Genomic DNA, 23377 nt, shown 5'->3' with positions numbered 1-23377 from the left:
GCCTAGCCGATCAGGAACGGAATGTTGGTGTAAAGGTTGGTGATGTATTCCATAAACGAGCGGATCAGCCAGGGGCCCGCCCAGATTAGGGTTACCAGCATCACCAGCAGGCGCGGCAGAAAGCTCAGGGTCTGTTCGTTGATCTGCGTCGCCGCCTGGAACATGGCCACGATCAGGCCCACCACCAGGCTCGGCACCACCAGGATCGCCACCATCACGGCGGTGAGCCACAGGGCTTCGCGAAACAGGTCTACCGCTACTTCTGGGGTCATGTGCGTTCTCCTGGCCCGGTTCGGCGCTTAAGTGCCGCCGAAGCTGCTGGCCAAGGTGCCGATGATTAGGGCCCAACCGTCGATCAGCACAAAGAGCATGATCTTGAACGGCAAGGAAATGATCAGCGGCGACAGCATCATCATGCCCATCGCCATCAGGATACTGGCGACCACCAGGTCGATGATCAGGAACGGGATAAAGATCATGAAACCGATCTGGAACGCGGTTTTCAGCTCCGAGGTCACAAACGCCGGCACCAGGATGGTCAGCGGTGCCTGATCGGCCGAAGGAATGTCAGTGCGCTTGGACAGCCGGATAAACAGCTCCAGGTCCGAAGAACGGGTTTGCGCCAGCATGAAATTCTTCACCGGCACCTCGGCCTTGGCGATGGCATCCGGGGCGGTCATCTGCTCATTCAGGTAGGGCTGCAAGGCGTCGCGATTCACCTGATCGAATACCGGTGCCATGATGAACATGGTCAGAAACAGCGCCATCCCGGTGAGAATCTGGTTCGACGGAGTCTGCTGCAGGCCCAGAGCCTGACGCAGAATGGAAAACACGATGATGATGCGGGTGAAGCTGGTCATCAGCATGACGAACGCTGGGATAAACGTCAGCGCCGTCATGATCAGCAGAATCTGCAGGCTGACCGAATACTCCTGCTGCCCTGCCGGGTTGGTGGTCATGGTAATGGCCGGCATGCTCAGCGGGTCGGCGGCCACCACCAGGGGTGCCACCAGACTCAAGCCCACCACCAACAGAAGGCGCAACACACTCATCAAGGCTTGTCCTTCTGATCCTTGCCCAACAGCTCCATCAGGCGCTGGGCAAACTCTGGCGTGGCGACTTCGACGTCTGGCAGATGCACCGGCTCCTTCAGCGTATGCAGGGGGGTAATGCGCCCGGCACTGAGGCCGAGCAGAATCTGCTCATTGCCCACTTGCACCAGCACCAGCCGATCCCGCGGACCCAGCGCCTGAGTGGCCACCAGCTTGATCACCTGACCGCCACGCGGGCCGATCTGCTGCACCCGACGCAGCAACCAGGCCAGCACGAAAATCATGCCGATCACCAGTAACAGGCCCAACAGCACCTGCACCAGCTGGCCACCCATACCGCCCTCGGCCATCGGCGAGGCAACGGCTTTGCCAGGCTCAGCGGCCTGGCTCAGGAGGGGCAGCCCCGCCAGCATCAACGCCGTCAGCGGACGGCAAAACAGATTGGTCATGGCTTAGCGCAGCTTCTTGATACGTTCGCTAGGGCTGATCACGTCGGTCAGGCGAATGCCGAACTTCTCGTTGACCACTACCACCTCGCCATGGGCGATCAGGGTGCCGTTGACCAGCACGTCCAATGGCTCTCCGGCCAGGCGGTCGAGTTCGATCACCGAACCCTGGTTGAGCTGCAGCAGGTTGCGAATGGTGATTTCGGTGTTGCCCACCTCCATGGAAATGGACACTGGAATATCCAGAATCACATCCAGGTTCGGCCCTTCCATACTCACCGGCAGGTTGTTTTTCGGCGAGCTGCCGAACTCTTCCATCGGTGCACGCGGCGGAGCATTTTCGCTGGCGCTCTGGTTGAGCATCGCATCGATATCGTCCTGGCTCGCATCGCCAGCCTCGGAGAGTGCCGCAGCCCATTCGTCGGCCAGTGCCTGCTCTTCGGGGGAGGTTTCTTCTTCGTCTGCCATGTGTTCCTCGCCTTGCGGGGGTCATGCTAATTAATGGATTGCTGGTATCAGCGTTCAATCGGTTCCAGCACCTGGAACGCCAGGTTGCCTTTATGTGCGCCGAGCTTGACCTTGAAGGCCGGTACACCACTGGCACGCATGATCATCTCTTCAGGCATGTCCACCGGGATCACATCGCCGGGCTGCATATGCAGGATGTCGCGCAGCTTCAGTTGACGCCGGGCGATAGTGGCTCCCAGGGGCACGCTGACGTCCAGAATGTCTTCGCGCAGGGCCTTGACCCAGCGTTCGTCCTGATCGTCGACATCGGACTGGAAGCCGGCGTCGAGCATGTCGCGGATCGGCTCGATCATCGAATAAGGCATGGTCACATGCAGGTCGCCGCCACCACCGTCCAGCTCGATATGGAAAGTCGAGACCACCACCACTTCGCTGGGGCTGACGATGTTGGCCAGGGCCGGGTTCACTTCCGAGTTCATATACTCGAAGTTCACATCCAGCACCGCATGCCAGGCTTCCTTGAGGTCGACAAAGGCCTGATCCAGCACCATGCGCACCACGCGCAGTTCAGTGGGGGTGAACTCCCGGCCTTCGATCTTGGCGTGACGGCCGTCGCCGCCGAAGAAGTTATCCACCAGCTTGAACACCAGCTTGGCGTCCAGAATGAACAGACCGGTGCCACGCAACGGCTTCATTTTCACCAGGTTGAGGCTGGTGGGTACGTACAGCGAGTGCACGTATTCGCCGAACTTCATCACCTGCACGCCGCCCACCGCTACGTCGGCAGAGCGACGCAACAGGTTGAACATGCTGATGCGGGTGTAGCGGGCGAAGCGCTCGTTGATCATTTCCAGGGTGGGCATACGCCCGCGCACAATGCGGTCCTGGCTGGACAGGTCGTAACTCTTGACGCTGCCGGGGATGGCGGCGTCTTCGGTTTCCACCGCGCCGTCGTCGACGCCATGCAACAGGGCATCGATTTCATCCTGGGACAACAGGTCTTGGACGGCCATCTGCGTTTCCTACTGAAGGACGATATTGGTAAACAGCACTTGCTCGACGGTGGTATCGCCGACTTCTTTCTTGGCCAACTCCTGCACGCTGGCGGTGGCCAGCTGACGCAGCATTTCCTTGCCTACCGGGGTGGCCAGGTTGTCGAAACTCTGCCCAGAGAACAACAACACCAGGTTGTTGCGCAGCACCGGCATATGGGCCTTGAGGGCATCCAGCTTGTCTTTGTCGCGAGCCATCAGGGCAACGCTGACCTGCATATAGCGCTGACGGCCGTTGACGTTGAAGTTGACGATAAAGGCCGGTGCCAGCACTTCGTAAATCGCTTCTTTCTTCAGCGGTTTGCCGTCCGGGCCTTTGCCCTCTTCGGCTGCGCCGTGTTCGCCTTCTTTGCCAGCTTCGGCCGTCGGCGCGCTTTTGTGCAGGAAGAACCAGGTGGCACCCACCGAGCCGCCTACGGCGATCAACAGCCCGACCACGAGCAGAATGATCAGCTTCAGCTTGCCCTTGCCGGGTGCCGGAGCGGAGCCGTCAGCCGGTGGTGCCGCTTTTTCTTTCTTCGCCATGCCAATAATCCGTCACTGATCGGAATTCTATCCGTGTTCAAAGGGTTAGGAGCAAGTGTTATGCCAGCTTGCCAGGCACGAGTGCTAACAAGCTGTTTGCATGACAATTGATCGCTGATGGATACCGCCAACATTGCCGGGGAATATACCAGCAACTTTGCCCTGCGCCGGTTTTCCGTCCCGCCTTTTTTGCAGCTTATCTGCCCGTAGGTTTCTGCGCAGAGGGTTCTGGCGCAGCCTGTTGCGGCGGCGCAGAAACGCCAACGCCCGCTTACCAGAACAGTAAGCGGGCGTTGTCAGTCTAGATCACCAGTGCCTGGCAATCAGGCGAGGCGGTTCAAGCGTAATAATCCACCAGGCCGCGGCCACCGGCCATAGAACCGCTGCTGCGGATCTCGCTGGTGCTCACGCTGATTTCTTCATCGCCACCCAGCAGGCTGTTGCCGCCACTGGAACCACCACGGCTCTGCTGACCGTCGTTACCGTTCTGCCCGGCCCAACCGCGGTTCAGCGACTGATCGGAAACGTTGACGTCCATGCTCATGCCCTGCTGGGTGAACATCTCCCGTAGGCGGTGCATGGATTCGGTTACCGCATCGCGCACACCCACGTGGGGGCTGGCGAAGGTCACCTGGGTAGCCGCGTCCTGGCTCATATTGATACGGACCTCAAGGCGTCCGAGGTCTGGCGGATCAAGCTGGATATCGGCCGACTTGAGGTTCTGGCTGGACATCCACATCACCTTGTCCACCACCTCGTCGGTCCACACGCCCTGCTGCATGGACACCGGCGCCCCCGGGACTACTGGCGTGCGCTGGGCCTGGGTGACCTGCTGGTTGACCGCCTGATTCAGCGCACTGAGCTTGTTGGCGAAAGCATCGCCGTGCAGATCAGCGTTGCTGTCCTTCAGCGCTTCGATACCGTCCTTGCCCTTGTCGAGCAGCGCCAGCTCATCGGTCACCTGACTCTCGCCCCCCTCAGGTTTGGCCGTCAGTTGCGCCATGGCGGCGGCGAAGTCCTGGCCACCGGTCTGCCCGGCCTGGGCGGCCGATGGGTTGCTGCCACCCTTCTGGGTCGCCGCTTGCGCCTTGGCGGCCAGATCCAGCATCAGGTCGACACCTGGCAGTTCGCTCATGGCGTCGACTTGCGGATCATGCCCGTCATCTTCGGTCTGGGTGATCTGCGCAGTGGTGAGACCGGTGAGCGACAGCGGGATCTCCAGGCCGGAGCCACCCTCGCCGGTGGTCGGCGAAGTAGCGTCTTGCGGGGTGGTCGGCTGCTGCAACTGTTGGCCGGCCATGGCCAACAGAATCATCGGATCGATGACCGGGTCGGCGTCGGCCGGATCGGTCGGCAAGGGATTGCCGCTATCGGCAACCGCCGGCTCATCCTTGCTTGCCGCTGCCGGGGTTTCCTCGGCCGCTTGCTTATCGTCAGCCTTGTCATTGGACTTGGCCTGCTTGGATTTTGCCGCCGCTTCGTTGCGGTCGACAGCCTTGTCCTGGCGCTCCTTGGCATACACCTTGGCAAAGCTGGAAGCATCGTCGTTGCTGGGCTCAGCCGATTTTTGCTGAGACTTGGCAGGCGCTGATTGCGGCTTCGCCACAGGGGCGGAATTCAGGAGTGGATCTGAGGCAACGGACATTGAGCACTCTCCGTGCGGGTGGGTCGTGCAGGAGAGATAGCAAAGGCTGGGCCAACTTTGTATCAAGGCTGAAATAGCTGAAGAATAAGAGCATCGCGGCTGATGCCGCTCCTACGGAACGTGCGATCTAGCAGGAGCGGCTGGGCGGTATTCCGATTAGCCGCGATGCAGGTTGGTCAAAGCGAGGAAAAACGCTGGCGTTCGGACTTGAGCAGGATGCGCACGATGGCGAACTCACGTTCGATCTGCTCCAGCACCCGGGGGGCGTCATCAAGGACGGTGTCGCTGCGCGAGTCGTCTTCCAGTTGCTTGCACAGCTCGGCCAACAGGGGCGCGCCCATATTGCTGCAGCTGCCTTTGAAACTGTGGGCGGCCAGACGCAACTCATGGCCATCGCCATTGCGCAAGGCCTCATGCAGCAAGCGCAGGCGCTCTTCGGAGTCGGCCACGAAGGTATCCAGCAGCAACGGATACTCGTCTTCCATGATGTCCTGCAGACCAGCCAGCACAGTACTGTCGAGATGAATATCAGCCACCGGAATTCTCCCTGAGCAAACCGCCAGCGATTATGCCTGATCGTTCCATGAGAACTCCACGCTCACCCCTCGCCCATCGTCTGCCCAGGTAGAGCGCTCTGTCAGCCGTTGAATCAGACTCAAGCCACGGCCCGACAAGCTCTGCGCCGTGCGCTGACGCTCCAGCACGGCCTGCACATCGAAGCCAGCGCCGCTGTCTTCAACCTTGACCACCAAGCGCCCGCCGCCTTCTTCGGGCAGCAGTTGCAGATGAAAACGTACATAGCCCTGGTCCAGCTCGGCCAGCAGCTGGCTACGCTCGCGGTAGTACTGCGCAAAGCCCGACGCATCGCATTTGAGCTGCGAGTCGAGACCCAACACCCCGTGCTCCAAGGCATTGGAATAAAGTTCGGCCAGCACGCTGTACAGCGCTCCGCCCTGCAGACGCAGGCCCTGCACTTCCAGCAACAGTTGCAGGAGGAACGGCAGCGGGTTGAAACGTTTCAGGGTTTGCGCGCGGAATTCGAAGCTGGCCGCCCAGTCCAGCGGGCTGCTTTGCCCACTGTCGGCAAACGCCAGCGGTGGCCGTGGCAGCGAGTCGGCCTCGACCAGGCACACCTCGACCATGCTCACATCGTCCTGCGCCTCGCCGCGAAAGGCGTTGAGGGCCAACTGAATTTCATCGAACAGCAGGTCGGGCTGGCGATTGGCAGCAAATACGTTGAGCAGGCGCGACTCGCCAAACAACTGATCAGACGGATTGCAGGTTTCCAGCACGCCATCGGAAAGCAGGAACAGGCGATCGCCCAGCTCCATCGGATAGATTTCCAGGGCGTCCTTGAAGTCAGCCGGCTCCAGCACCCCCAGGGGCAGATGGCGCGACACCAGCGGCACCCGTTCGCCGCTGGCAATACGGTGCAGATAGCCATCCGGCAAACCGCCATTCCACACCTCGACCACCCGCCGCTGAAAACTCAGGTTGAGCAAGGTGGCACAGCAAAACACCCCGACCGGCAGGATGCGCTTGAGCTTGGCGTTTACCTCGCGAAGGATTTCCGACAGCGAATAACCCTTGGCGGTCATGCCGTAAAACACTTCGGCCAGGGGCATGGCACCGATGGCCGCGGGCAAGCCATGGCCGGTGAAGTCACCGAGCAGTACATGCATACCGCCGGAGGGCTTGAAGGCAGCCAGCAGCAGATCACCGTTGAACACCGCAAATGGCGATTGCAGATAACGGATATTGGGCGCGTTCAGGCAGCCCGAATGGGCCACTTTGTCGAACACTGCCTTGGCTACCCGCTGCTCGGTGAGCAGGTGTTCGTTGTGCCCGGCGATCAGGTCGCGCTGCTCCAGCACCGTGGCCTGCAAACGGCGCAAACGGTCCATGGCCTTGATCTTGGCTTCGAGAATCACCCGGTTATAGGGCTTGGCGAGGAAGTCGTCACCGCCCGCTTCCAGGCAGCGCACCAACGCTTCGCCTTCAGTCAGGGAGGTGAGGAAGATGATCGGCACCAAGGCTTCGCCGGCCTTGAGCTTGATCCGCCGGGCGGCCTCGAAGCCATCCATCACCGGCATCAGGGCGTCCATCAGCACCAGGTCGGGCTGTTCCTGCTCGAACATCGCCACCGCCTCCAGACCATTGGCAGCGGTAAGCACGCGATGGCCCTGACGACTGATGATGCTCGACAGCAGCATACGATCGGCGGCGTTGTCCTCAGCGATCAAGACGGACAAGCGCGCGTCCATCTGCGGCAACCTTAGATAATTTTGAACAGTTGTTCGAAGTTGGAGATTGCGAGGATCTTGCGCACATCGGCGTTGCAGTTCACCAGGCTGATTTGCGCATGGTCACCGCCGGCGTGGTCACGCAACAGCAGCAACATGCCCAGGGCCGAACTGTCGAGGTAGGTGGTGTGATCGAGGTCGACCACATAACGCTTGGGCGTAACATTCACGCGCTCGTACGAGTCGCGGAAGGCCTGGTGAGCGCCGAAATCAAAACGTCCCTGAATACGGATGGTCAGCTCTTGCCCGTCGCTGGACGGCAATGAAGTGATCGCCATGAAAAGCTCCCCTACCCCAAATGAATCTGATTTTTTAGTTAACGCAAAAAAGCCTGGCAGCACAAACGCTTGTAGCTTCAACCACTCTAGCAGCTGAAATCAATCACGCCCGCGTTGCAACAGGCGCTGGGACAGTTCGTCGAGCAACTTCTGCTCGCGCTTGTCGGCCGCCACCCGCGCCTCGTCCATGTACTTCTGCACCAGCTTGCGCAAGCCTTCCAGCCGCGCGTACTTCTGCTGCCAGATTTCCCGCGCCTGATTGAGATTGTTGCGGTTCCACTCGACGCTCTGGTTCTGTTGCTTGATCGCCGTTTCCAACTGCGACAGAAAGCGCTGGTAGTTCATCATCCACTGCCCGGACACACCGTTGCGGCCCTCGGTAATCCACTGCTGCTGGTAGTCACCCAGGTAGCGGTGCAGGTCCTGGAGCTTGCCTTCGGCCTGGTTCATCAGGGTCTGGCACTGGCCGAGGCTGCGCGCCGCATCGCGCTCTTCGCGCTCGGCCATGTCCACCACCGGGGCCAGGCGCGAGGCTCGACTTTGTATCGCCATTTACTGCGACGTCCCTAGCTGCCCATCAGCGCGGCGGCGCGGGCGCAAATACTGCGGCGAGTAGGTCTTTGCTTTGCTGCAAGCCTTCATTGTCATTGAGCCCCTGGCGCAGGTATTGAACCATTGCGCTATGACGGGAAATCGCCAAGTCGGTTTCCGGATCGCCGCCGGGCACATAGGCACCGACGCTGATCAGATCGCGGCTTTGTTGGTAGCGCGACCAGAGTTGTTTGAAGCGTTGCGCGTTGCGCATATGTTCAGCGTCCACCACCGCCGGCATCACCCGGCTGATGGAGGCTTCGATATCGATGGCTGGGTAATGCCCTTCTTCCGCCAGACGGCGCGACAACACAAAGTGGCCATCGAGCACCCCACGGGCGGAGTCGGCAATCGGGTCCTGCTGGTCATCACCCTCCGACAATACAGTGTAGAAGGCCGTGATCGACCCACCACCGGCTTCGGCATTACCGGCGCGTTCCACCAGCTTGGGCAGCTTGGCAAATACCGACGGCGGATAACCTTTGGTCGCCGGCGGCTCGCCAATGGCCAAGGCGATTTCCCGCTGGGCCTGGGCGAAACGGGTCAGCGAATCCATCAGTAGCAGAACGTTCTTGCCCTTGTCGCGAAAGTATTCGGCAATACGCGTGCAGTACATGGCCGCGCGCATCCGCATCAGCGGCGCATCGTCGGCCGGCGATGCCACTACCACCGACCGCTTCATGCCCTCCTCGCCGAGGATATGCTCGATAAACTCCTTCACCTCACGGCCCCGTTCGCCGATCAGGCCGACGACGATGATGTCGGCCTTGGTGAAGCGGGTCATCATGCCCAGCAATACGCTCTTGCCCACGCCGGTACCGGCAAACAGGCCCAGGCGCTGGCCGCGGCCGACGGTGAGCAGGCCATTGATGCTGCGGATACCAACGTCCAGGGGTTCATCAATCGGGTGGCGGTTGAGCGGGTTGATGGTGGGGCCATCCAGCGGCACCCAGTCTTCGGCTTTCATGCCGCCCTTGCCGTCCAGCGCACGCCCGGTGCCATCCAGCACGCGGCCGAGCATGGTCATGCCCATCGGCAGGCGGCCGCTATCCGGCAACGGCACCACCCTGGCACCGGGTGCGATCCCGGCCAGGCTGCCCACCGGCATCAGGTAGATCTTGCCGTCGGCAAAGCCCATCACCTCGGCTTCCACCTGCACCGGGTGGTAGCTGCCGTTGTTGATTACCAGGCAACGGCTGCCCAGGGCGGCGCGCAGGCCTTCGGCTTCCAGAGTGAGGCCGACCATGCGCAGCAGGCGTCCTTCGACAATGGGTTGCGTCGGCAACTGGATGGCTTCGCTGTAGCCGGCCATGCGTTTGGCGAAGCTCAGGCGCTCAAGTCGCATGGCTAGCCTCGGGGTTGGCATCCAGGTCGATCTGGATATCCGCCTCGGCTGGCGAAGTGGCCTGCTCGCGCTGCTGCTCGAACAGTTGCTTGAGCATCTGCGCCATGCGCGTTTCGATGGTGGCGTCGATCTGCGATTGCTCGGACTCCACACGGCAACCGCCCGGCTGCAGGGTTTCGTCTTCGAGAATGCGCCAGGTTTCTTCGTGGCGATCGCGCAGGGCCTTGATCAGATCGAAGTCCTGCGGATGGATATGGATACGCACATTGGCCGCGCCCATGGGCAGCAGCTTGAGGGCTTCACGCAGCACTTGGCGGATCTGCGTGGAATCGGTGGTCAGCTCACGCTGCACCACCTGCCGGGTCATCTGGCTGACCAGTTGCACCAACGCCACTTCCAGTTTCTGATCCTGCTCGGCAATCGGCTCCAGCAGTTGCGACATCAGCAATTCAAGACTGGCAACCTTACCCGCCAACGCGCTCTCGGCTTCCTGCTTGGCCTTTACCTGGCCGGCATGAAAGCCGTCCTTCTCGCCGGTGGAAAAACCTTCGTTGTAGGCCTCCTGGCGGATCACTTCCAACTCGTCGAGCGTCAAGGGTTTGACATCTTCCAGCTGGACCTCTTCGCCCTGCTGGTTGATCTCCGGCTCCGCTACCGGCTCGGCAGATGCCAAGGCAAGCTCCTCGGCCGGCTGCTCGCCTTCGGGATCGAAGCTGGGCAGCGCCCAACGGTCGAAGCCGCTGACATCCTTGGCGCGAATCAGCTCGCTGGGACCTTCCTTGTTGCTCATGCTGTGCCTTAAACCATTTCTTCGCCGCCTTTACCACCGAGGACGATTTCCCCGGCTTCGGCCATGCGGCGGGCGATGGTGAGAATTTCTTTTTGCGCCGTTTCAACATCGCTGACGCGCACCGGACCCCGCGCTTCGAGGTCGTCGCGCAGCAGCTCGGCGGCACGTTTGGACATGTTCTTGAACACCTTCTCCTTGATCGCCTCGTCGGCACCCTTGAGCGCCAGCACCAGCACATCGGAAGACACTTCGCGCAGCAGCGCCTGGATACCACGGTCGTCGACATCCGCCAGGTTGTCGAACACGAACATCAGGTCTTCGATTTGCGAGGACAGGTCTTCGTCGACTTCGCGTATCGAGTCCATCAACTGGCCCTCTACCGAGCTGTCGAGGAAGTTCATGATGTCTGCCGCACGCTTCACGCCGCCCATGGTGGCGCGCGAAGTGTTGGAACTGCCGGAGAACTGCTTCTCGAGAATCAGGTTGAGCTCTTTCAGCGCCGCCGGTTGCACGGTATTCAACGACGACACGCGCAAGACGATATCCAGACGCACCTTGTGGTCGAAGTGGCCGAGCACTTCACCGGCCTGGTCGGGGTCGAGGTAGGCCACCACGATGGCTTGAATCTGTGGGTGTTCGTAGCGGATCACATCGGCAACGGCGCGTGGCTCCATCCATTTCAGGCTGTCCAGGCCGCTGGTGCTGCCACCGAGCAGAATACGGTCGATCAGGCTGCCGGCTTTGTCTTCGCCGAGGGCCTGGGTGAGCATCTTGCGGATATAGCTGTCGGCACCGACGCCAACGCTGGTCTGGTCGCCGACGGTTTCGACGAACTCGCCCATCACCTGCTCGACCTGCTCGCGCTGCACATTGCGCATATGGGCCATGGCCACGCCGACCTTTTGCACTTCCTTTGGTCCCAGATGCCGCAGCACCTGCGCCGCATCGGTTTCACCCAGGGAGAGCAGCAGAATCGCGGCCTTGTCGACCTTGGTCAGTTTCGCGGGAGCGCGGTTCTCACTCATCAGCGTTAATCCACTCTTTAACCACTTGTGCTACACGACCCGGGTCTTCAGCTACCAGACCCTTGATCGCATTCAGTTGCGCATCATACCCCTCGGACGGGCTCGGCAGCATGATGCTGGCTGGCCCGCCAAGGCTCACACGATCAGCGGACAGCTCGCCATCCAGGCCGCCCATGGCACCCAGCTCGACATCGCCGCCATCGTGACCCAGAGCGTCGTTGCCTTTGCCGCCGCCGGTGATGTTGTTCAGCACCGGACGCAGCACGCCAAACACCAGCACCAGAATAAACAGCACGCCCAGTACCTGCTTCACCACATCCCAGAACCAGGGCTGGGTGTAGAACGGGATCGACTCGATTTCTTCGCCCTGGGTGGCGGTGAACGCCGAGTTGATCACGCTGACGCTGTCGCCACGGGCCGCGTCGAAACCGACCGAGTCCTGCACCAGGCGGGTAAAGCGCGCCAAATCGGCGGCGCTCCACGGCACATGGGTGACTTCGCCGGTCTGCGCGTTGATCTTGGCCTGGTCATCCACCACCACCGCGACCGACAGACGACGCAGACGGCCCTGCTGTTGCTTGGTGTGGCTGATGGAGCGGTCCAGCTCATAGTTACGGGTGGCCTGTTCGCGCTTGTCGGCCGGATACGGTGCCAGTTTAGGCTGGCCAGTGGCCGGATCGATGATCTGCGTGCCATTGGCATCCAGCAGCGGCTGACCGGCGGCAATCGGCCCGGCCGGCGCAGGTGCGCCAGCAGCAGCCGTTTGCGGCGCACTGGAGGGGCCAGGTGGCTGGTTACTGACCGCGCCGGGAATACCTTGCGAGCCCAGGGCGCTGGAGCGCTCCTCGTTAACTTTCTGCTCGCTGCGCAGGGCCGGCTGGTCGGGGTTGAACATCTCCGAGGTCGACTCGACCGCGCTGAAATCCACGTCGGCCGACACTTCAGCCTTGTAGCGACCATTGCCCAGCACCGGTGCCAGAATACTGTCCACACGCTGGCTGAACATGCTTTCCATACGGCGGCTGTAGTCGAACTGCTTGCCGGCCATGGTCAGCTCGGAAAGCTCTTGCTGGTCGGAAAGCAGATTGCCTTTCTGATCGACCACCGTAATTTGCGATTTGCTCAACTCCGGCACGCTGGTAGCGATCAGATTGACGATCGCCATTACCTGGCTTGGCTCCAGAGAGCGGCCCGGATACAGCTCGACCAGCACCGAGGCGCTGGGCTTGCGGTCATCACGGACGAACACCGAGCTTTTCGGAATCGCCAGGTGCACCCGGGCGCCCTTGACGTTATTGAGGCTGGACACCGTGCGCGCCAGCTCGCCTTCCAGGCCGCGGCGATAGCGGGTGGCTTCCATGAATTGACTGGTACCCAGGCCTTGCTCGCCATCGAGAATCTCGAAACCGACGTTGGCATCGCGTGGCGACACACCGGCCTGGGCCAGTTGCAGACGGGCACGGGAAACGTCGCTGGCCTTGACCAGCAGCGCGCCGGAGTTGGGCTCCATGGTGTACGGAATATTGGCGGCGGTCAGCGTCTCCGTCACTTGTTTGGCGTCCATTCCTTCCAGGCTGCCATACAGCGGGCGGTAATCCGGTTGCTGCGACCACAGCACCACGGCAAAGCCGATGGCCACGCTGGCCGCCAGACCGACCAACAGGCCGATCTGCCGGAGCATGGTCATCTGCGACAGGTTTTCCAGAAAAGCCAAGCCGAACAGCGGCTTCTTCGGCTCGGTGGCATCTGCCTTGGCGGGTACGTTACTGATCGCTGCTTCTGCCATTTCTCAACTCACTCTCACTATTCCGGGTCCAAACCTTGCTTAGGGGTCCGGTCGAAACTAAACGGGCATCTGCATGATGTCTTGGTAGGCCTGAACCAGCTTGTTACGCACTTGGGTAACGGCCTGGAAGGACACGCTGGCCTTCTGCGAAGCGATCATCACGTCGGTAATATCGACGCCGCTTTTGCCGATTTCAAAGGCTTCGGCGAGCTGGTTAGAGGCTTGCTGGGTCTCGTTGACCTTGTTGACGGCCTGCCCAAGCATGTCGGAAAAGCTCGGCGCACCGACCTCTGCCGGCGCTGCCGCGACTTTCGGACGGGCCATGGCCTCCATTTGCATGGAGCGCATTTCCAACATTAGGCGATTGAACTCGACACCCTGACTCATGACCCATCTCCAGTGACCGCAGTTTTTTTGACGCTGTGCGGTAGGTAATGAGGGGATTGCAACAAGGGTGCCAATAAGAGAAATGTCCTACACCTACATGAGCTACGCCCGCCATTTCGTCGGTTGGGTTGAGCAAAGCGAAGCCCAACGGGGTGCCCCCCGCAGCTCCAGGGTGGAGGCACATGGCAGCGTATCGTTGGGCTTCGCCTAGGGCTCAACCCAACCTACGCGGTCTCACAACCCCATCTGCTTACTGATGATCTCGTTCATCACTTCACGGGTACCGCCGCCAATGGAGAGAATGCGGTTGTCGCGGTACAGGCGCTCCACCAGGCTTTCGCGCATATAGCCCATGCCGCCCGCCACCTGCACGGCGTCGTAGACGATGCGATCAGCGATATCGGTGGCGAAGTTCTTGGCCATGGAGATCTCTTTGATCACCGACTTGCCCGCCGCCATCTTTGCCGCCTGGCGGTAGGTGAATTCGCGGGACACCTCCAACTGCGTGGCCATCTCGGCCAGGCGGTGTTTGAGCACCTGGAACTTGCCGATGGGCTTGCCAAAGGCTTCGCGCTGGCGGGCCCAGCTCAGGGACTCTTGCAGCGCCAGCTCGGCAGTCATATTGGCCATGATCGCCAGGGCCAGGCGCTCGGACTGAAAGTTGGCCATGATCCCGGCAAAGCCCATGTTTTCCACACCGATCAGGTTGCCCACCGGCACCTTGCAGTCATCGAAAAACAGCTCGGCGGTATCGGACGCCCACCAGCCCATCTTTTTCAGCTGACGGCCGACGGTAAACCCCGGGGTGCCCTTCTCGATCAGCAGCAGGCTGACGCCAGCGAAGCCGTCGCCGCCAGTGCGCACCGCCACCGTGTAGTAGTCGGCGCGTACGCCGCTGGTGATAAAGGTTTTGCTGCCGGTCACGCGATAAAAGTCGCCATCGCGTACCGCGCGGGTTTTCAGGCTGGCGACGTCGGAGCCGCCGGAGGGCTCGGTCACCGCCAGGGCGCAGATCTTCTCGCCACTCAACACCTGCGGCACCACCCGATCACGCACCGCCGGCTGCGCCCATTTCATAATCGGCGGCAGGCCGATATCCAGCGACCCCAGCCCCGCCACCAGGCCACCGGAACCGCAGCGCATCAGCTCTTCACTGGCGGCCACCTTGGCAAACAGATCGCCCTCATGGCTGCCGCCAAAGCGTTCCGGATAACCAATGCCGAGAATCCCGGCAGCGCCCGCTTTCAAGTACAGCTCACGGGGAAAGCTCTCGGCCTCTTCCCAGTCGGCGACATGCGGCAGGATCTCGCGCTCGACAAAGCGCCGCACCGAGTCACGGACCAACTGATGCGATTCGTCGAAGTATTCCTGAAAAGCAGACATGACAGGCTCCCACTGAGGTTTGGCCGACCATACCGAGCGCTTGCTTGGTTATCAACCTACTTTCGGTGGGACTTCGGCCAATTGCCGGACAACAAAAAGCCGCCGAACCACAAGGTTGGCGGCTTCGCAGAACCGGCGGCGGAAGCCTACAGATTGATCGGCCGCCGCCCCGCCAGGGCATGGGCCAAGGTGCCGCCGTCGACCAGCTCCAGTTCGCCACCCAGCGGCATGCCATGGGCGATGCGCGAAGCGATCAGGCCTTTGTTGCTAAGCAACTGGGCGATGTAATGGGCGGTGGCTTCACCTTCCACCGTGGGGTTGGTGGCCAGAATCACCTCGGTGAAATTGCCGGCTTCGATACGCGCCAGCAGCTCCGGCACGCCAATCGCCTCCGGGCCCAAGCCATCGAGCGGCGACAAATGCCCCTTGAGCACAAAATAGCGGCCACGGAACCCGGTCTGCTCCACCGCGTTGACGTCCATGGGCCCTTCCACCACACACAACAGGCTGTCGTCGCGGCGTGGGTCCTGGCAGGTCTGGCACACCGCATCCTCACTGAGCGTGCGGCATTGCTGGCAATGACCGACGCCCTCCATCGCCTGAGTCAACGCCTGGGCCAGACGCAGCGCGCCACTGCGATCACGCTCGAGCATCTGCATCGCCATGCGCTGGGCAGTCTTCTGCCCTACCCCCGGCAAAATGCGCAGGGAGTCGATCAATTGGCGAATCAGCGGGCTGAAGCTCATAGCGGGGAATCCGGGAGGGTGAAGAAAAACGGAGTGGCTCTCGTAGGAGCGGCTTCAGCCGCGATGCTTTTTAAGATCAAAAACATCGCGGCTGAAGCCGCTCCGACGGGGTTCGTGTTATGCCTTAAAAAGGCATTTTGAAGCCTGGAGGGAGCTGCATACCGGCAGTCATGCCACCCATTTTTTCCTGGCTGCTCGCCTCAACCTTGCGCACTGCATCGTTAACGGCAGCGGCGATCAGGTCTTCCAGTACTTCTTTGTCTTCCTGCATCAGGCTGTCATCCAGGGTGATGCGCTTGACGTCGTGACGCCCGGTCATCACCACGCTGACCAGCCCGGCACCGGATTGGCCGGTCACTTCGGCATTGGCCAGTTCTTCCTGCATCTTGGCCATTTTTTCCTGCATCTGCTGCGCCTGCTTCATCAGGCCGGCCATGCCACCTTTCATCATGGGAATCACCTCAAGTTAGTAAATGGGTCAAGACGCTACGGGGGCGTCGACTGGCTCAATGGTGCCGTCGCGAATGATCGCGGCGAACTGCTGAATCATTTCTTTCACCAGCGGGTCGTCATGGATCGACGCCTCGGCCGAGCGCTGACGGTTGGCCCGTTTGCGCGCGGCGGCCTGGGCAGGGGTTTCCTGCTCCGGGGTGCGCAGCTCGATTTCCAGTTTGATCGGGCGTTGGTGGTAAGCATCCAGAGCCTCGTTCAGGCGGCGCTGCTGGGTAGCGTTAAAGAGCGCGCTCTGGCCGGGGTCCAGGTGCAGGGTCCAGGTGTCACCCTCCACCGCCACCAGGCTGCAGTTGGCGGCGATGCTGCCGGTCAGGCCGGTAATGCCCAGGCGCGGGAACAGCTCCAGCCATTCGGCGGCTAGGCCTGTGGCCGGCTTGGCGGCTGGCAAAGGCGCGACTTCAACCGTGGCCGGCGCGTCAATGCCCATGGCGTCGAGGGCGTCGAGGTAAGCGTCGGTTTCGCCTTCGGCCACGTAGTAATCGTCATCGCCGAGTGGCGGCTCGTCGTCATCGTCGTCACGGACGTCGGCCGGGGTGTTGATGACCACGGCAGCTTCGGTCTGCACCGCCACAGGCGCGGGAGCCGGGACTAGCGGTGCCGGCGCAATTTCGGCTGGCACGTTGATCAGCTCGGCAACCGGCACCGGTGCAACGACGGCCGGCCTGGATTCTTCCCAAGGCAAATCGATGGGCGCGGCAGCCACGGGCTCGGGCTCGACTAGCGGGGCAACGGGTGCTGGCACAGGTGCAGCCACCACCGGTTCAGGCACAACAACCGCCGCGGCTACCACCGCAGCAGGTGCAGGCTCGGGCGCGGCGGCCACAGGCGCAGGCGCAACCGGTTCAACAACAGGCGCAGGAGCGGCAACAGGCGCAGCTGCAATAGCGGCAACCGGCGCAGCCATAACCGCGCCGGCCACTGGGTTGGGTCGGGGATCAGCAGTGGCCTGGCTAATCCCGAGCGGCTTTAACGCCACCCTCGGTGCATCGCCCGTATCCGCCGGGCGGAACGCCAGCATCCGCAGCAGCACCATCTCGAAACCGCCACGCGGGTCCGGTGCCAGCGGCAAGTCGCGGCGGCCGATCAGGCCCATCTGGTAATAGAACTGCACGTCTTCGGCCGGCAAGGCTTGCGCCAGTGCCAGCACGCGGTCGCGGTCGCCCTGACCGTTGTCCACCGCTTCCGGCAGCGCCTGGGCGATGGCCACGCGGTGCAACACATTAAGAATTTCGGCCAGCACGCCAGCCCAGTCCGGGCCCTGCTCGGCGAGGTGGCGCACTGCTTCGATCAAGCCGCGCGCATCGCCCTCCAGCAACGCGTGCAGCACGCCATACACCTGGCCGTGGTCGAGGGTACCGAGCATGGCACGCACATCGGCGGCCAGCACCTTGCCCTCACCAAAGGCGATGGCCTGATCGGTCAGGCTCATGGCATCGCGCATCGAACCATCGGCGGCGCGGCCCAACAGCCACAGCGCGTCGTCCTCGAATGGCACCTGTTCCACACCCAGCACATGGGTAAGGTGCTCGACCACCCGCTCCGGCGGCATATTCTTCAGCGAGAACTGCAGGCAACGGGAAAGGATGGTGACCGGCAGCTTCTGCGGGTCGGTGGTGGCCAGCAGAAACTTGACGTGGGGTGGCGGCTCTTCGAGGGTTTTCAGCAAGGCGTTGAACGAGTGCGACGACAGCATGTGCACTTCGTCGATCAGGTAAACCTTGAAGCGCCCGCGGCTCGGGGCGTACTGCACGTTATCCAGCAGTTCGCGGGTGTCTTCCACCTTGGTGCGGCTGGCGGCGTCGACTTCGATCAGATCGACAAAGCGGCCTTCATCGATCTCCCGGCACACCGAACAGGTGCCACAGGGGGTAGAGCTGATCCCGGTTTCGCAGTTCAGGCACTTGGCAATGATCCGCGCGATGGTGGTCTTACCCACCCCACGGGTGCCGGTGAACAGGTAGGCATGGTGCAGGCGCTGGCTGTCGAGGGCGTTGATCAGAGCCTTGAGCACATGGGTCTGGCCGACCATTTCGCGGAACGAGCGCGGACGCCATTTACGTGCAAGAACCTGATAACTCATCGAAAACCGTCGCAACTGGGGGGCAAGAAGTGGGGCTAATCCTAGCGGAGCACGGGGCAAAATGCATCCGGCGTGTCGGTGGATTGCCGGGCGGCCCCTCAGGGCTTGGGCGCGACCCCGGGAACAGCGCCAGTGTCGCCGCCCTGCAACGGCTCAACCAGCTTGCCGCTACGATCAATCACCCCCCACTTACCGCCACCCATCGCCCAATGCCCATCCCCATCGGATGGGCCGCGGCTGCAGCCTTGGCACACCTCGGCGCGCCCATCCGCGAACGGCGTGCCCCAGTCGTAGATCGGCGCAATCACCTGGTTGAAGTCTTTGTCGTAGTAACCGACCTTGCCGTGGACCCAGGCGCGCGTCAGGCCTTCTTCGAAGTAGTCCGCGCCGTTGTCGAACGTCAGCACCTTGAGGGTCGCGCCGCTGGGCTTGATATAGAACATGGCACCGTCGATGGCGGCACTGGCCAGGCCGTTGGCGTCGAAGCTCAGGCGCTGCAGGTGGTCGGGGGCCAGGCGATAGGTGTCGCCGTCAAGGCGCGCGCAGTGCGGATGCTCGGCCAGCCCCTCATCCCGGTCGGCAGCGCTGTAGAAACAGGACAAGGCAAAGTCTTCAGCCTGTGCGCTGTTTATCAGCCCCAACAGCAAAGCCAGGCGCAGGACGGCGGTGGGAATGCTAGACATATACACGGAACCCCAGTTGCCCAATGCCGTTCTTTATCCCTGATGCCAGGGAGATCGACAATGGTAGCGCGGCCAACCTGTGAAACCGCCCTCACCCCCAACAGGCGCTCTGCATGAAATCACTCGCCCGCCCCGCTCTTTACCTTGCGCTGTTGTTCGCCGTTAGTGCCCACGCCGAGGTCAAGGTCGAGCCGCTGGAGGCCGAGGCCATCGCCAAGGAGGCCTATATCTATGGCTATCCGATGCTGGAGCTGTACAAAACCCTCTATATCCAGGCGGTGGATACCGAGAGCACTGCCTACCAGGCACCGTTCAACCGCATCGCCCATAACAACGACGTCTATACCAGCAAGACCACCGCGGTGCAGTCGCCGATTCCCGACACCCGTTATTCCTTCGCCTGGCTCGACCTGCGCGCCGAGCCGATCATCCTCAGCCTGCCGGCGGTGGACAGCGAGCGCTATTACTCGGTGCAGCTCACCGACCTGTTCACCCACAATTTTGCCTACCTCGGCAGCCGCACCACCGGTCACAAGGGTGGCCGCTATCTGCTCGCCGGGCCCGACTGGGATGGCCCAACGCCGGAGAACATCGACCAGGTGCTGCGCAGTGAAACCAGCCTGGTCTATGCGCTGTTTCGCACCCAGCTGTTCGAAGCCCGCGACATGGCCAAAATGCGCCAGGTGCAGCAGGGATACGCCCTGCAAACCCTGAGCAGCTACCTGAAGCTGGAAGCGCGGCCCACGGCGGCCAGGCTCGACTGGCCGGTGCCCAGCCCCGACGCCAAGCCGACGCCGGATGTGTTCCGGCTGATGGATTTCCTTCTGCAATTCGCCCCGCCGCACCCCACTGAAGTGGCCTTGCGCCGGCGCCTGGCGCGCATCGGCATCGACAGCGATCAGAAGTTTTACCCCGACCGCCTGACCCCGAGCCAATACAACGCGCTGCAAACCGGTATCGATGAAGCCCGCGACGAATTCGCCACCTTTAAAAGCGCCGAAGTGGACAGTGGGCAGATACCGACCAACGAGTTGTTCGGCGACCGTCAGCACCTGGCCAACAATTACCTGGCGCGTTATGCCGGCGCGGCCCTGGGGCTGTTCGCGGCCTCGGCGGAAGAAGCCGATTTCATCGGCTATTTCAACGACGAATACCAACGCCCGCTCAATGGCCTGCGCACCCGCTACAGCCTGCACTTTGCCAAGGACCAGTTGCCGCCAGCGAATGCCTTCTGGTCACTGACCTTGTACGACGCTACCAGCAAATTGCTGATCGACAACCGCCTGAACCGCTACCTGGTCAACTCACGCATGCTCGACCGCCTGCAACGCGACCCCGATGGCGGCCTGACCCTGCATCTGCAACGGGTCAGCCCCGGCATCGCCATGGAAAGCAACTGGCTGCCGGTGCCGCCGGGGCCGTTTTATGGCGTGCTGCGGCTATACGACCCGAAACCGGAAGCGGCCACTGGGCAATGGAAGCCGCCTGCGATTACAGTGCTGCCCTGACTGTGCAGCCCGTTGGTTTTGGCGTTTGCAGGAATCGCGGCTAAAGCCGCTCCTACGAGAATTCATAATCGGTGGGAGGCTTCAGCCTTGATGTTTTTGATCTTCTTACTTGAGTAACCCCATGCTGGTCGCCTTCGCCATCTTCGCCTTCACCATGCTCCTCGTTATCTGGCAACCCAAAAACCTCGGCGTCGGCTGGTCGGCCAGCATTGGTGCCCTGCTGGCCCTGGCATTCGGGGTGGTGGGCCCGCACGACATCCCCACCGTGTGGGCAATCGTGTGGAATGCCACGGCGACCTTTATTGCCCTGATCATCATCAGCCTGATTCTCGACGAGGCCGGCTTTTTCGAATGGGCCGCGCTGCATGTGGCCCGTTGGGCGCGGGGCAATGGCCGGCGGCTGTTTGCCTTTACCGTGCTGCTGGGGGCGGCGGTGTCCGGGCTGTTTGCCAACGACGGCGCGGCGCTGATTCTGACCCCCATCGTGATTTCCCTGCTGCTGGCGCTGCGCTTCTCCCCCGCCGCCACCCTGGCCTTTGTCATGGCCGCCGGCTTTATCGCCGATACCGCCAGCCTGCCGCTGGTGGTTTCGAACCTGGTGAACATCGTTTCGGCCGACTACTTCAAGCTGAGCTTTAACGACTACGCCGCGGTGATGGTGCCGGTGAATCTGGTCAGCGTGGTCGCCACCCTGGCCGTGCTGTATCTGTTCTTTCGCCGGGATATTCCCCTGGCCTACGCCACCGCAGACCTCAAGCTGCCCAGTGCCGCCATTCGCGACCGGCCGACCTTTATGGTCGGCGTAGCGGTGCTGGTGGTGTTGCTGGTCGGCCTGTTCGCCCTGGAGCCGCTGGGCATTCCGGTGTGCGTGATTGCCGGCGTCTGTGCCGCGGCCCTGTATGCCGTGGCCGCCCATGGCCATGTGATTTCCACCCGCCGCGTATTGCGCGATGCGCCATGGCAGATCGTGGTGTTTTCCTTGGGCATGTACCTGGTGGTGTACGGCCTGAAAAACGCCGGCCTCACCGCCTACCTCACGCACCTGCTGAACCTGTTCGCCGAGCAGGGCCTGTGGGCCGCCGCCCTCGGCACCGGGCTGACCACCGCCCTGTTGTCATCGGTGATGAATAACCTGCCCAGCGTGCTGATCGGTGCCCTGTCGATTCAAGACTCCGCCGCCACCGGCCTGGTGCGCGAGGCGATGATCTACGCCAACGTGATCGGCTGCGACCTGGGCCCGAAAATCACCCCCATCGGCAGCCTGGCCACCCTGCTGTGGCTGCATGTGCTGGCGCGCAAAGGCATTCGCATCACCTGGGGCTATTACTTCAAGGTCGGCATTGTGCTCACCTTGCCGGTGCTGCTGATCACCCTGGCGGCCCTGGCCCTGCGTTTGAGTTGGTAACCGCACAAGGAATGGATGCATGAGCGAAGCCGCGCAGTCGCAAGCCCCTCAACCGGTCAGCATCGGCCAGGCCTTCTGGTTCTGGCTGAAATTGGGCTTCGTCAGCTTTGGCGGCCCGGCCGGGCAAATCGCCCTGCTGCATCAGGAACTGGTGGAGCGGCGGCGCTGGCTGTCCGAGCGGCGTTTTCTCCATGCGCTGAACTACTGCATGCTGCTGCCCGGCCCGGAAGCCCAGCAGCTGGCCACCTATATCGGCTGGCTGATGCACCGCACCTGGGGTGGCGTGATTGCCGGCGGGCTGTTTGTGCTGCCCTCGCTGGTGCTATTGATCGGCCTGTCGTGGGCCTATGTGAGCTTTGGCGAAACCCCGGCGCTGGCCGGTTTGCTCTACGGCATCAAGCCGGCGGTCACCGCGATTGTGGTGCACGCCGCCCACCGCATCGGCTCGCGCACCCTGAAAAATCCCTGGCTACTGGGCATCGCCGGCGCAGCCTTTGTGGCGATCTTCGCCCTGCACGCGCCCTTTCCGTTGATTGTGCTCGGTGCCGGCGTGCTGGGCTGGCTGGGCGGCAAGTGGCGGCCGCAGAGCTTCAACCTCGGCGGCCATGCCAAAGGCGCGCAGCAGTCTTACGGCGTGGCGCTGATCGACGACGACACGCCCACCCCCGCCCACGCACGCTTTCGCTGGCCGCGCCTGGTGCTACTGCTGGCGCTGGGCGGCGTGCTGTGGAGCCTGCCCATGGCGGCGCTCACCGCACTGTTCGGCTGGCAGGGCACCCTGACGCAAATGGGCTGGTTCTTTACCAAGGCCGCGCTGCTGACCTTTGGCGGCGCCTACGCGGTGCTGCCGTATATCTACCAGGGCGCGGTCAACCACTATGGCTGGCTGACGCCCGGGCAGATGATCGACGGCCTGGCCTTGGGCGAATCCACCCCTGGGCCGCTGATTATGGTGGTGGCCTTTGTCGCCTTCGTCGGCGGCTTTGCCAAGCAGGTATTCGGCCCGGACCAACTGTTTCTCGCCGGTGCCGTGGCCGCCTGCCTGGTTACCTGGTTTACCTTTCTGCCGTCGTTTCTCTTTATTCTGATCGGCGGCCCGCTGGTGGAATCCACCCATGGCCAACTGAGCTTTACCGCGCCATTGACCGCCATCAGCTCCGCCGTGGTAGGAGTGATCGTCAACCTGGCGCTGTTCTTCGCCTACCACGTGTTCTGGCCCCAGGGCTTTGCCGGGCAGCTGGACTGGCCGTCACTGCTGATCGCCCTGTGGGCATTTCTGGCCCTGTTCCGCCTCAAGCGCGGGGTGATCGAAGTGCTGGCCAGCTGCGCCGCCCTCGGCCTGGCCGTACACCTGTGGTAACCAGGC

Annotated in this window: 24 protein-coding genes; 3 read left to right on the top strand and 21 right to left on the bottom strand. The window is 62.1% G+C overall.

Annotation, left to right across the window (positions count from 1 at the left end; translation table 11 throughout):
* Nucleotides 1-2 precede the first annotated feature (2 nt).
* The 21 genes from fliQ to ACVW0Y_RS08080 all read right to left on the bottom strand — a co-directional run bounded on the left by fliQ (nt 3) and on the right by ACVW0Y_RS08080 (nt 19098).
* A complete protein-coding gene (gene fliQ, locus ACVW0Y_RS08180; RefSeq protein WP_110618444.1) occupies nt 3-272 on the bottom strand; it encodes a flagellar biosynthesis protein FliQ in 270 nt (89 codons plus the stop codon).
* A gap of 27 nt (nt 273-299) precedes the next feature.
* Nucleotides 300-1052 carry a flagellar type III secretion system pore protein FliP gene (fliP, locus tag ACVW0Y_RS08175; protein WP_457437437.1) on the bottom strand — a complete coding sequence of 251 codons (753 nt, stop codon included), beginning with the start codon at nt 1050-1052 and terminating at the stop codon, nt 300-302.
* The gene (gene fliO, locus ACVW0Y_RS08170) at nt 1052-1501 is read right to left on the bottom strand and encodes a flagellar biosynthetic protein FliO (protein ID WP_457437436.1); all 450 of its coding nucleotides are present in this window, start codon (nt 1499-1501) and stop codon (nt 1052-1054) included. The genes fliP and fliO overlap by 1 nt, the downstream gene beginning before the upstream one ends.
* A 3-nt stretch (nt 1502-1504) precedes the next feature.
* The gene (gene fliN / locus ACVW0Y_RS08165) at nt 1505-1966 is read right to left on the bottom strand and encodes a flagellar motor switch protein FliN (RefSeq protein ID WP_457437434.1); all 462 of its coding nucleotides are present in this window, start codon (nt 1964-1966) and stop codon (nt 1505-1507) included.
* Between the two features lie 47 nt (nt 1967-2013).
* On the bottom strand, nt 2014-2979 hold the full coding sequence (gene fliM / locus ACVW0Y_RS08160; protein WP_108097037.1) for a flagellar motor switch protein FliM: 966 nt from the start codon (nt 2977-2979) through the stop codon (nt 2014-2016).
* A 9-nt stretch (nt 2980-2988) separates the two neighbouring features.
* Nucleotides 2989-3543, bottom strand: coding sequence for a flagellar basal body-associated protein FliL (gene fliL / locus ACVW0Y_RS08155; RefSeq protein ID WP_457437432.1), 555 nt, complete (start codon nt 3541-3543; stop codon nt 2989-2991).
* Nucleotides 3544-3880: 337 nt separating this feature from the next.
* Complete coding sequence (locus ACVW0Y_RS08150) at nt 3881-5188, bottom strand: flagellar hook-length control protein FliK (RefSeq protein WP_457437430.1); 1308 nt, start codon at nt 5186-5188, stop codon at nt 3881-3883.
* A gap of 176 nt (nt 5189-5364) precedes the next feature.
* Nucleotides 5365-5724 carry an Hpt domain-containing protein gene (locus ACVW0Y_RS08145; RefSeq protein WP_457437428.1) on the bottom strand — a complete coding sequence of 120 codons (360 nt, stop codon included), beginning with the start codon at nt 5722-5724 and terminating at the stop codon, nt 5365-5367.
* A gap of 30 nt (nt 5725-5754) precedes the next feature.
* Nucleotides 5755-7452, bottom strand: coding sequence for a SpoIIE family protein phosphatase (locus tag ACVW0Y_RS08140; protein WP_457437426.1), 1698 nt, complete (start codon nt 7450-7452; stop codon nt 5755-5757).
* 11 nt (nt 7453-7463) lie between these two features.
* A complete protein-coding gene (locus ACVW0Y_RS08135; protein WP_457437423.1) occupies nt 7464-7769 on the bottom strand; it encodes an STAS domain-containing protein in 306 nt (101 codons plus the stop codon).
* Nucleotides 7770-7868: 99 nt separating this feature from the next.
* Nucleotides 7869-8321: a flagellar export protein FliJ gene (gene fliJ / locus ACVW0Y_RS08130; protein ID WP_457437421.1), complete on the bottom strand. Its 453-nt coding sequence runs from the start codon at nt 8319-8321 to the stop codon at nt 7869-7871.
* Between the two features lie 25 nt (nt 8322-8346).
* Complete coding sequence (fliI, locus tag ACVW0Y_RS08125; protein WP_457437419.1) at nt 8347-9705, bottom strand: flagellar protein export ATPase FliI; 1359 nt, start codon at nt 9703-9705, stop codon at nt 8347-8349.
* Nucleotides 9695-10495 carry a flagellar assembly protein FliH gene (gene fliH, locus ACVW0Y_RS08120; protein WP_457437417.1) on the bottom strand — a complete coding sequence of 267 codons (801 nt, stop codon included), beginning with the start codon at nt 10493-10495 and terminating at the stop codon, nt 9695-9697. Before fliH ends, fliI begins: the two co-directional genes overlap by 11 nt.
* 8 nt (nt 10496-10503) lie before the next feature.
* A complete protein-coding gene (fliG, locus tag ACVW0Y_RS08115; RefSeq protein ID WP_457437415.1) occupies nt 10504-11520 on the bottom strand; it encodes a flagellar motor switch protein FliG in 1017 nt (338 codons plus the stop codon).
* On the bottom strand, nt 11513-13306 hold the full coding sequence (fliF, locus tag ACVW0Y_RS08110; protein WP_457437413.1) for a flagellar basal-body MS-ring/collar protein FliF: 1794 nt from the start codon (nt 13304-13306) through the stop codon (nt 11513-11515). Before fliF ends, fliG begins: the two co-directional genes overlap by 8 nt.
* 57 nt (nt 13307-13363) lie before the next feature.
* A complete protein-coding gene (fliE, locus tag ACVW0Y_RS08105; RefSeq protein ID WP_457437411.1) occupies nt 13364-13693 on the bottom strand; it encodes a flagellar hook-basal body complex protein FliE in 330 nt (109 codons plus the stop codon).
* Between the two features lie 234 nt (nt 13694-13927).
* Nucleotides 13928-15076 (bottom strand): acyl-CoA dehydrogenase family protein, encoded by a 1149-nt coding sequence (locus ACVW0Y_RS08100; protein WP_457437409.1) that lies wholly within the window; start codon nt 15074-15076, stop codon nt 13928-13930.
* A gap of 146 nt (nt 15077-15222) precedes the next feature.
* Nucleotides 15223-15822 carry a recombination mediator RecR gene (gene recR / locus ACVW0Y_RS08095; protein WP_457437407.1) on the bottom strand — a complete coding sequence of 200 codons (600 nt, stop codon included), beginning with the start codon at nt 15820-15822 and terminating at the stop codon, nt 15223-15225.
* A 124-nt stretch (nt 15823-15946) separates the two neighbouring features.
* Nucleotides 15947-16273, bottom strand: a complete 327-nt coding sequence (locus ACVW0Y_RS08090) for a YbaB/EbfC family nucleoid-associated protein (RefSeq protein ID WP_108097054.1) — start codon at nt 16271-16273, stop codon at nt 15947-15949.
* A gap of 27 nt (nt 16274-16300) precedes the next feature.
* Nucleotides 16301-18415, bottom strand: a complete 2115-nt coding sequence (gene dnaX, locus ACVW0Y_RS08085; protein WP_457437404.1) for a DNA polymerase III subunit gamma/tau — start codon at nt 18413-18415, stop codon at nt 16301-16303.
* Nucleotides 18416-18513: 98 nt separating this feature from the next.
* Complete coding sequence (locus tag ACVW0Y_RS08080; protein ID WP_457437402.1) at nt 18514-19098, bottom strand: WG repeat-containing protein; 585 nt, start codon at nt 19096-19098, stop codon at nt 18514-18516.
* Nucleotides 19099-19211: 113 nt separating this feature from the next.
* Here ACVW0Y_RS08080 and ACVW0Y_RS08075 point away from each other — a divergent pair, with 113 nt between their 5' ends.
* The 3 genes from ACVW0Y_RS08075 to chrA all read left to right on the top strand — a co-directional run bounded on the left by ACVW0Y_RS08075 (nt 19212) and on the right by chrA (nt 23371).
* On the top strand, nt 19212-20606 hold the full coding sequence (locus tag ACVW0Y_RS08075; RefSeq protein WP_457437400.1) for a DUF1254 domain-containing protein: 1395 nt from the start codon (nt 19212-19214) through the stop codon (nt 20604-20606).
* 121 nt (nt 20607-20727) lie between these two features.
* Entirely contained in the window at nt 20728-22011 is a 1284-nt protein-coding gene (locus ACVW0Y_RS08070; protein ID WP_457437398.1) for an arsenic transporter, read from the top strand.
* 19 nt (nt 22012-22030) lie between these two features.
* Nucleotides 22031-23371 (top strand): chromate efflux transporter, encoded by a 1341-nt coding sequence (gene chrA, locus ACVW0Y_RS08065; RefSeq protein ID WP_457437396.1) that lies wholly within the window; start codon nt 22031-22033, stop codon nt 23369-23371.
* Nucleotides 23372-23377 lie beyond the last annotated feature (6 nt).

This window comes from Pseudomonas sp. TE3786 (assembly GCF_054057335.1).
The sequence above is the reverse complement of the archived record's forward strand: the minus strand, read 5'-3'. Positions and strand labels throughout refer to the sequence as shown.

Excerpts from the sequence above, each read along its gene's own strand:
- ACVW0Y_RS08080 (WP_457437402.1), bottom strand. The coding sequence starts at position 19,098 with ATGTCTAGCATTCCCACCGCCGTCCTGCGCCTGGCTTTGCTGTTGGGG.
- fliQ (WP_110618444.1), bottom strand. The coding sequence starts at position 272 with ATGACCCCAGAAGTAGCGGTAGACCTGTTTCGCGAAGCCCTGTGGCTC.
- fliN (WP_457437434.1), bottom strand. The coding sequence starts at position 1,966 with ATGGCAGACGAAGAAGAAACCTCCCCCGAAGAGCAGGCACTGGCCGAC.
- dnaX (WP_457437404.1), bottom strand. The coding sequence starts at position 18,415 with ATGAGTTATCAGGTTCTTGCACGTAAATGGCGTCCGCGCTCGTTCCGC.
- fliI (WP_457437419.1), bottom strand. The coding sequence starts at position 9,705 with ATGCGACTTGAGCGCCTGAGCTTCGCCAAACGCATGGCCGGCTACAGC.
- ACVW0Y_RS08150 (WP_457437430.1), bottom strand. The coding sequence starts at position 5,188 with ATGTCCGTTGCCTCAGATCCACTCCTGAATTCCGCCCCTGTGGCGAAG.
- chrA (WP_457437396.1), top strand. The coding sequence starts at position 22,031 with ATGAGCGAAGCCGCGCAGTCGCAAGCCCCTCAACCGGTCAGCATCGGC.
- fliE (WP_457437411.1), bottom strand. The coding sequence starts at position 13,693 with ATGAGTCAGGGTGTCGAGTTCAATCGCCTAATGTTGGAAATGCGCTCC.
- recR (WP_457437407.1), bottom strand. The coding sequence starts at position 15,822 with ATGAGCTTCAGCCCGCTGATTCGCCAATTGATCGACTCCCTGCGCATT.
- fliH (WP_457437417.1), bottom strand. The coding sequence starts at position 10,495 with ATGAGCAACAAGGAAGGTCCCAGCGAGCTGATTCGCGCCAAGGATGTC.
- ACVW0Y_RS08140 (WP_457437426.1), bottom strand. The coding sequence starts at position 7,452 with ATGGACGCGCGCTTGTCCGTCTTGATCGCTGAGGACAACGCCGCCGAT.
- fliG (WP_457437415.1), bottom strand. The coding sequence starts at position 11,520 with ATGAGTGAGAACCGCGCTCCCGCGAAACTGACCAAGGTCGACAAGGCC.
- ACVW0Y_RS08070 (WP_457437398.1), top strand. The coding sequence starts at position 20,728 with ATGCTGGTCGCCTTCGCCATCTTCGCCTTCACCATGCTCCTCGTTATC.
- fliJ (WP_457437421.1), bottom strand. The coding sequence starts at position 8,321 with ATGGCGATACAAAGTCGAGCCTCGCGCCTGGCCCCGGTGGTGGACATG.
- ACVW0Y_RS08135 (WP_457437423.1), bottom strand. The coding sequence starts at position 7,769 with ATGGCGATCACTTCATTGCCGTCCAGCGACGGGCAAGAGCTGACCATC.
- fliL (WP_457437432.1), bottom strand. The coding sequence starts at position 3,543 with ATGGCGAAGAAAGAAAAAGCGGCACCACCGGCTGACGGCTCCGCTCCG.
- ACVW0Y_RS08075 (WP_457437400.1), top strand. The coding sequence starts at position 19,212 with ATGAAATCACTCGCCCGCCCCGCTCTTTACCTTGCGCTGTTGTTCGCC.
- ACVW0Y_RS08100 (WP_457437409.1), bottom strand. The coding sequence starts at position 15,076 with ATGTCTGCTTTTCAGGAATACTTCGACGAATCGCATCAGTTGGTCCGT.
- fliM (WP_108097037.1), bottom strand. The coding sequence starts at position 2,979 with ATGGCCGTCCAAGACCTGTTGTCCCAGGATGAAATCGATGCCCTGTTG.
- fliF (WP_457437413.1), bottom strand. The coding sequence starts at position 13,306 with ATGGCAGAAGCAGCGATCAGTAACGTACCCGCCAAGGCAGATGCCACC.
- fliO (WP_457437436.1), bottom strand. The coding sequence starts at position 1,501 with ATGACCAATCTGTTTTGCCGTCCGCTGACGGCGTTGATGCTGGCGGGG.
- fliP (WP_457437437.1), bottom strand. The coding sequence starts at position 1,052 with ATGAGTGTGTTGCGCCTTCTGTTGGTGGTGGGCTTGAGTCTGGTGGCA.
- ACVW0Y_RS08090 (WP_108097054.1), bottom strand. The coding sequence starts at position 16,273 with ATGATGAAAGGTGGCATGGCCGGCCTGATGAAGCAGGCGCAGCAGATG.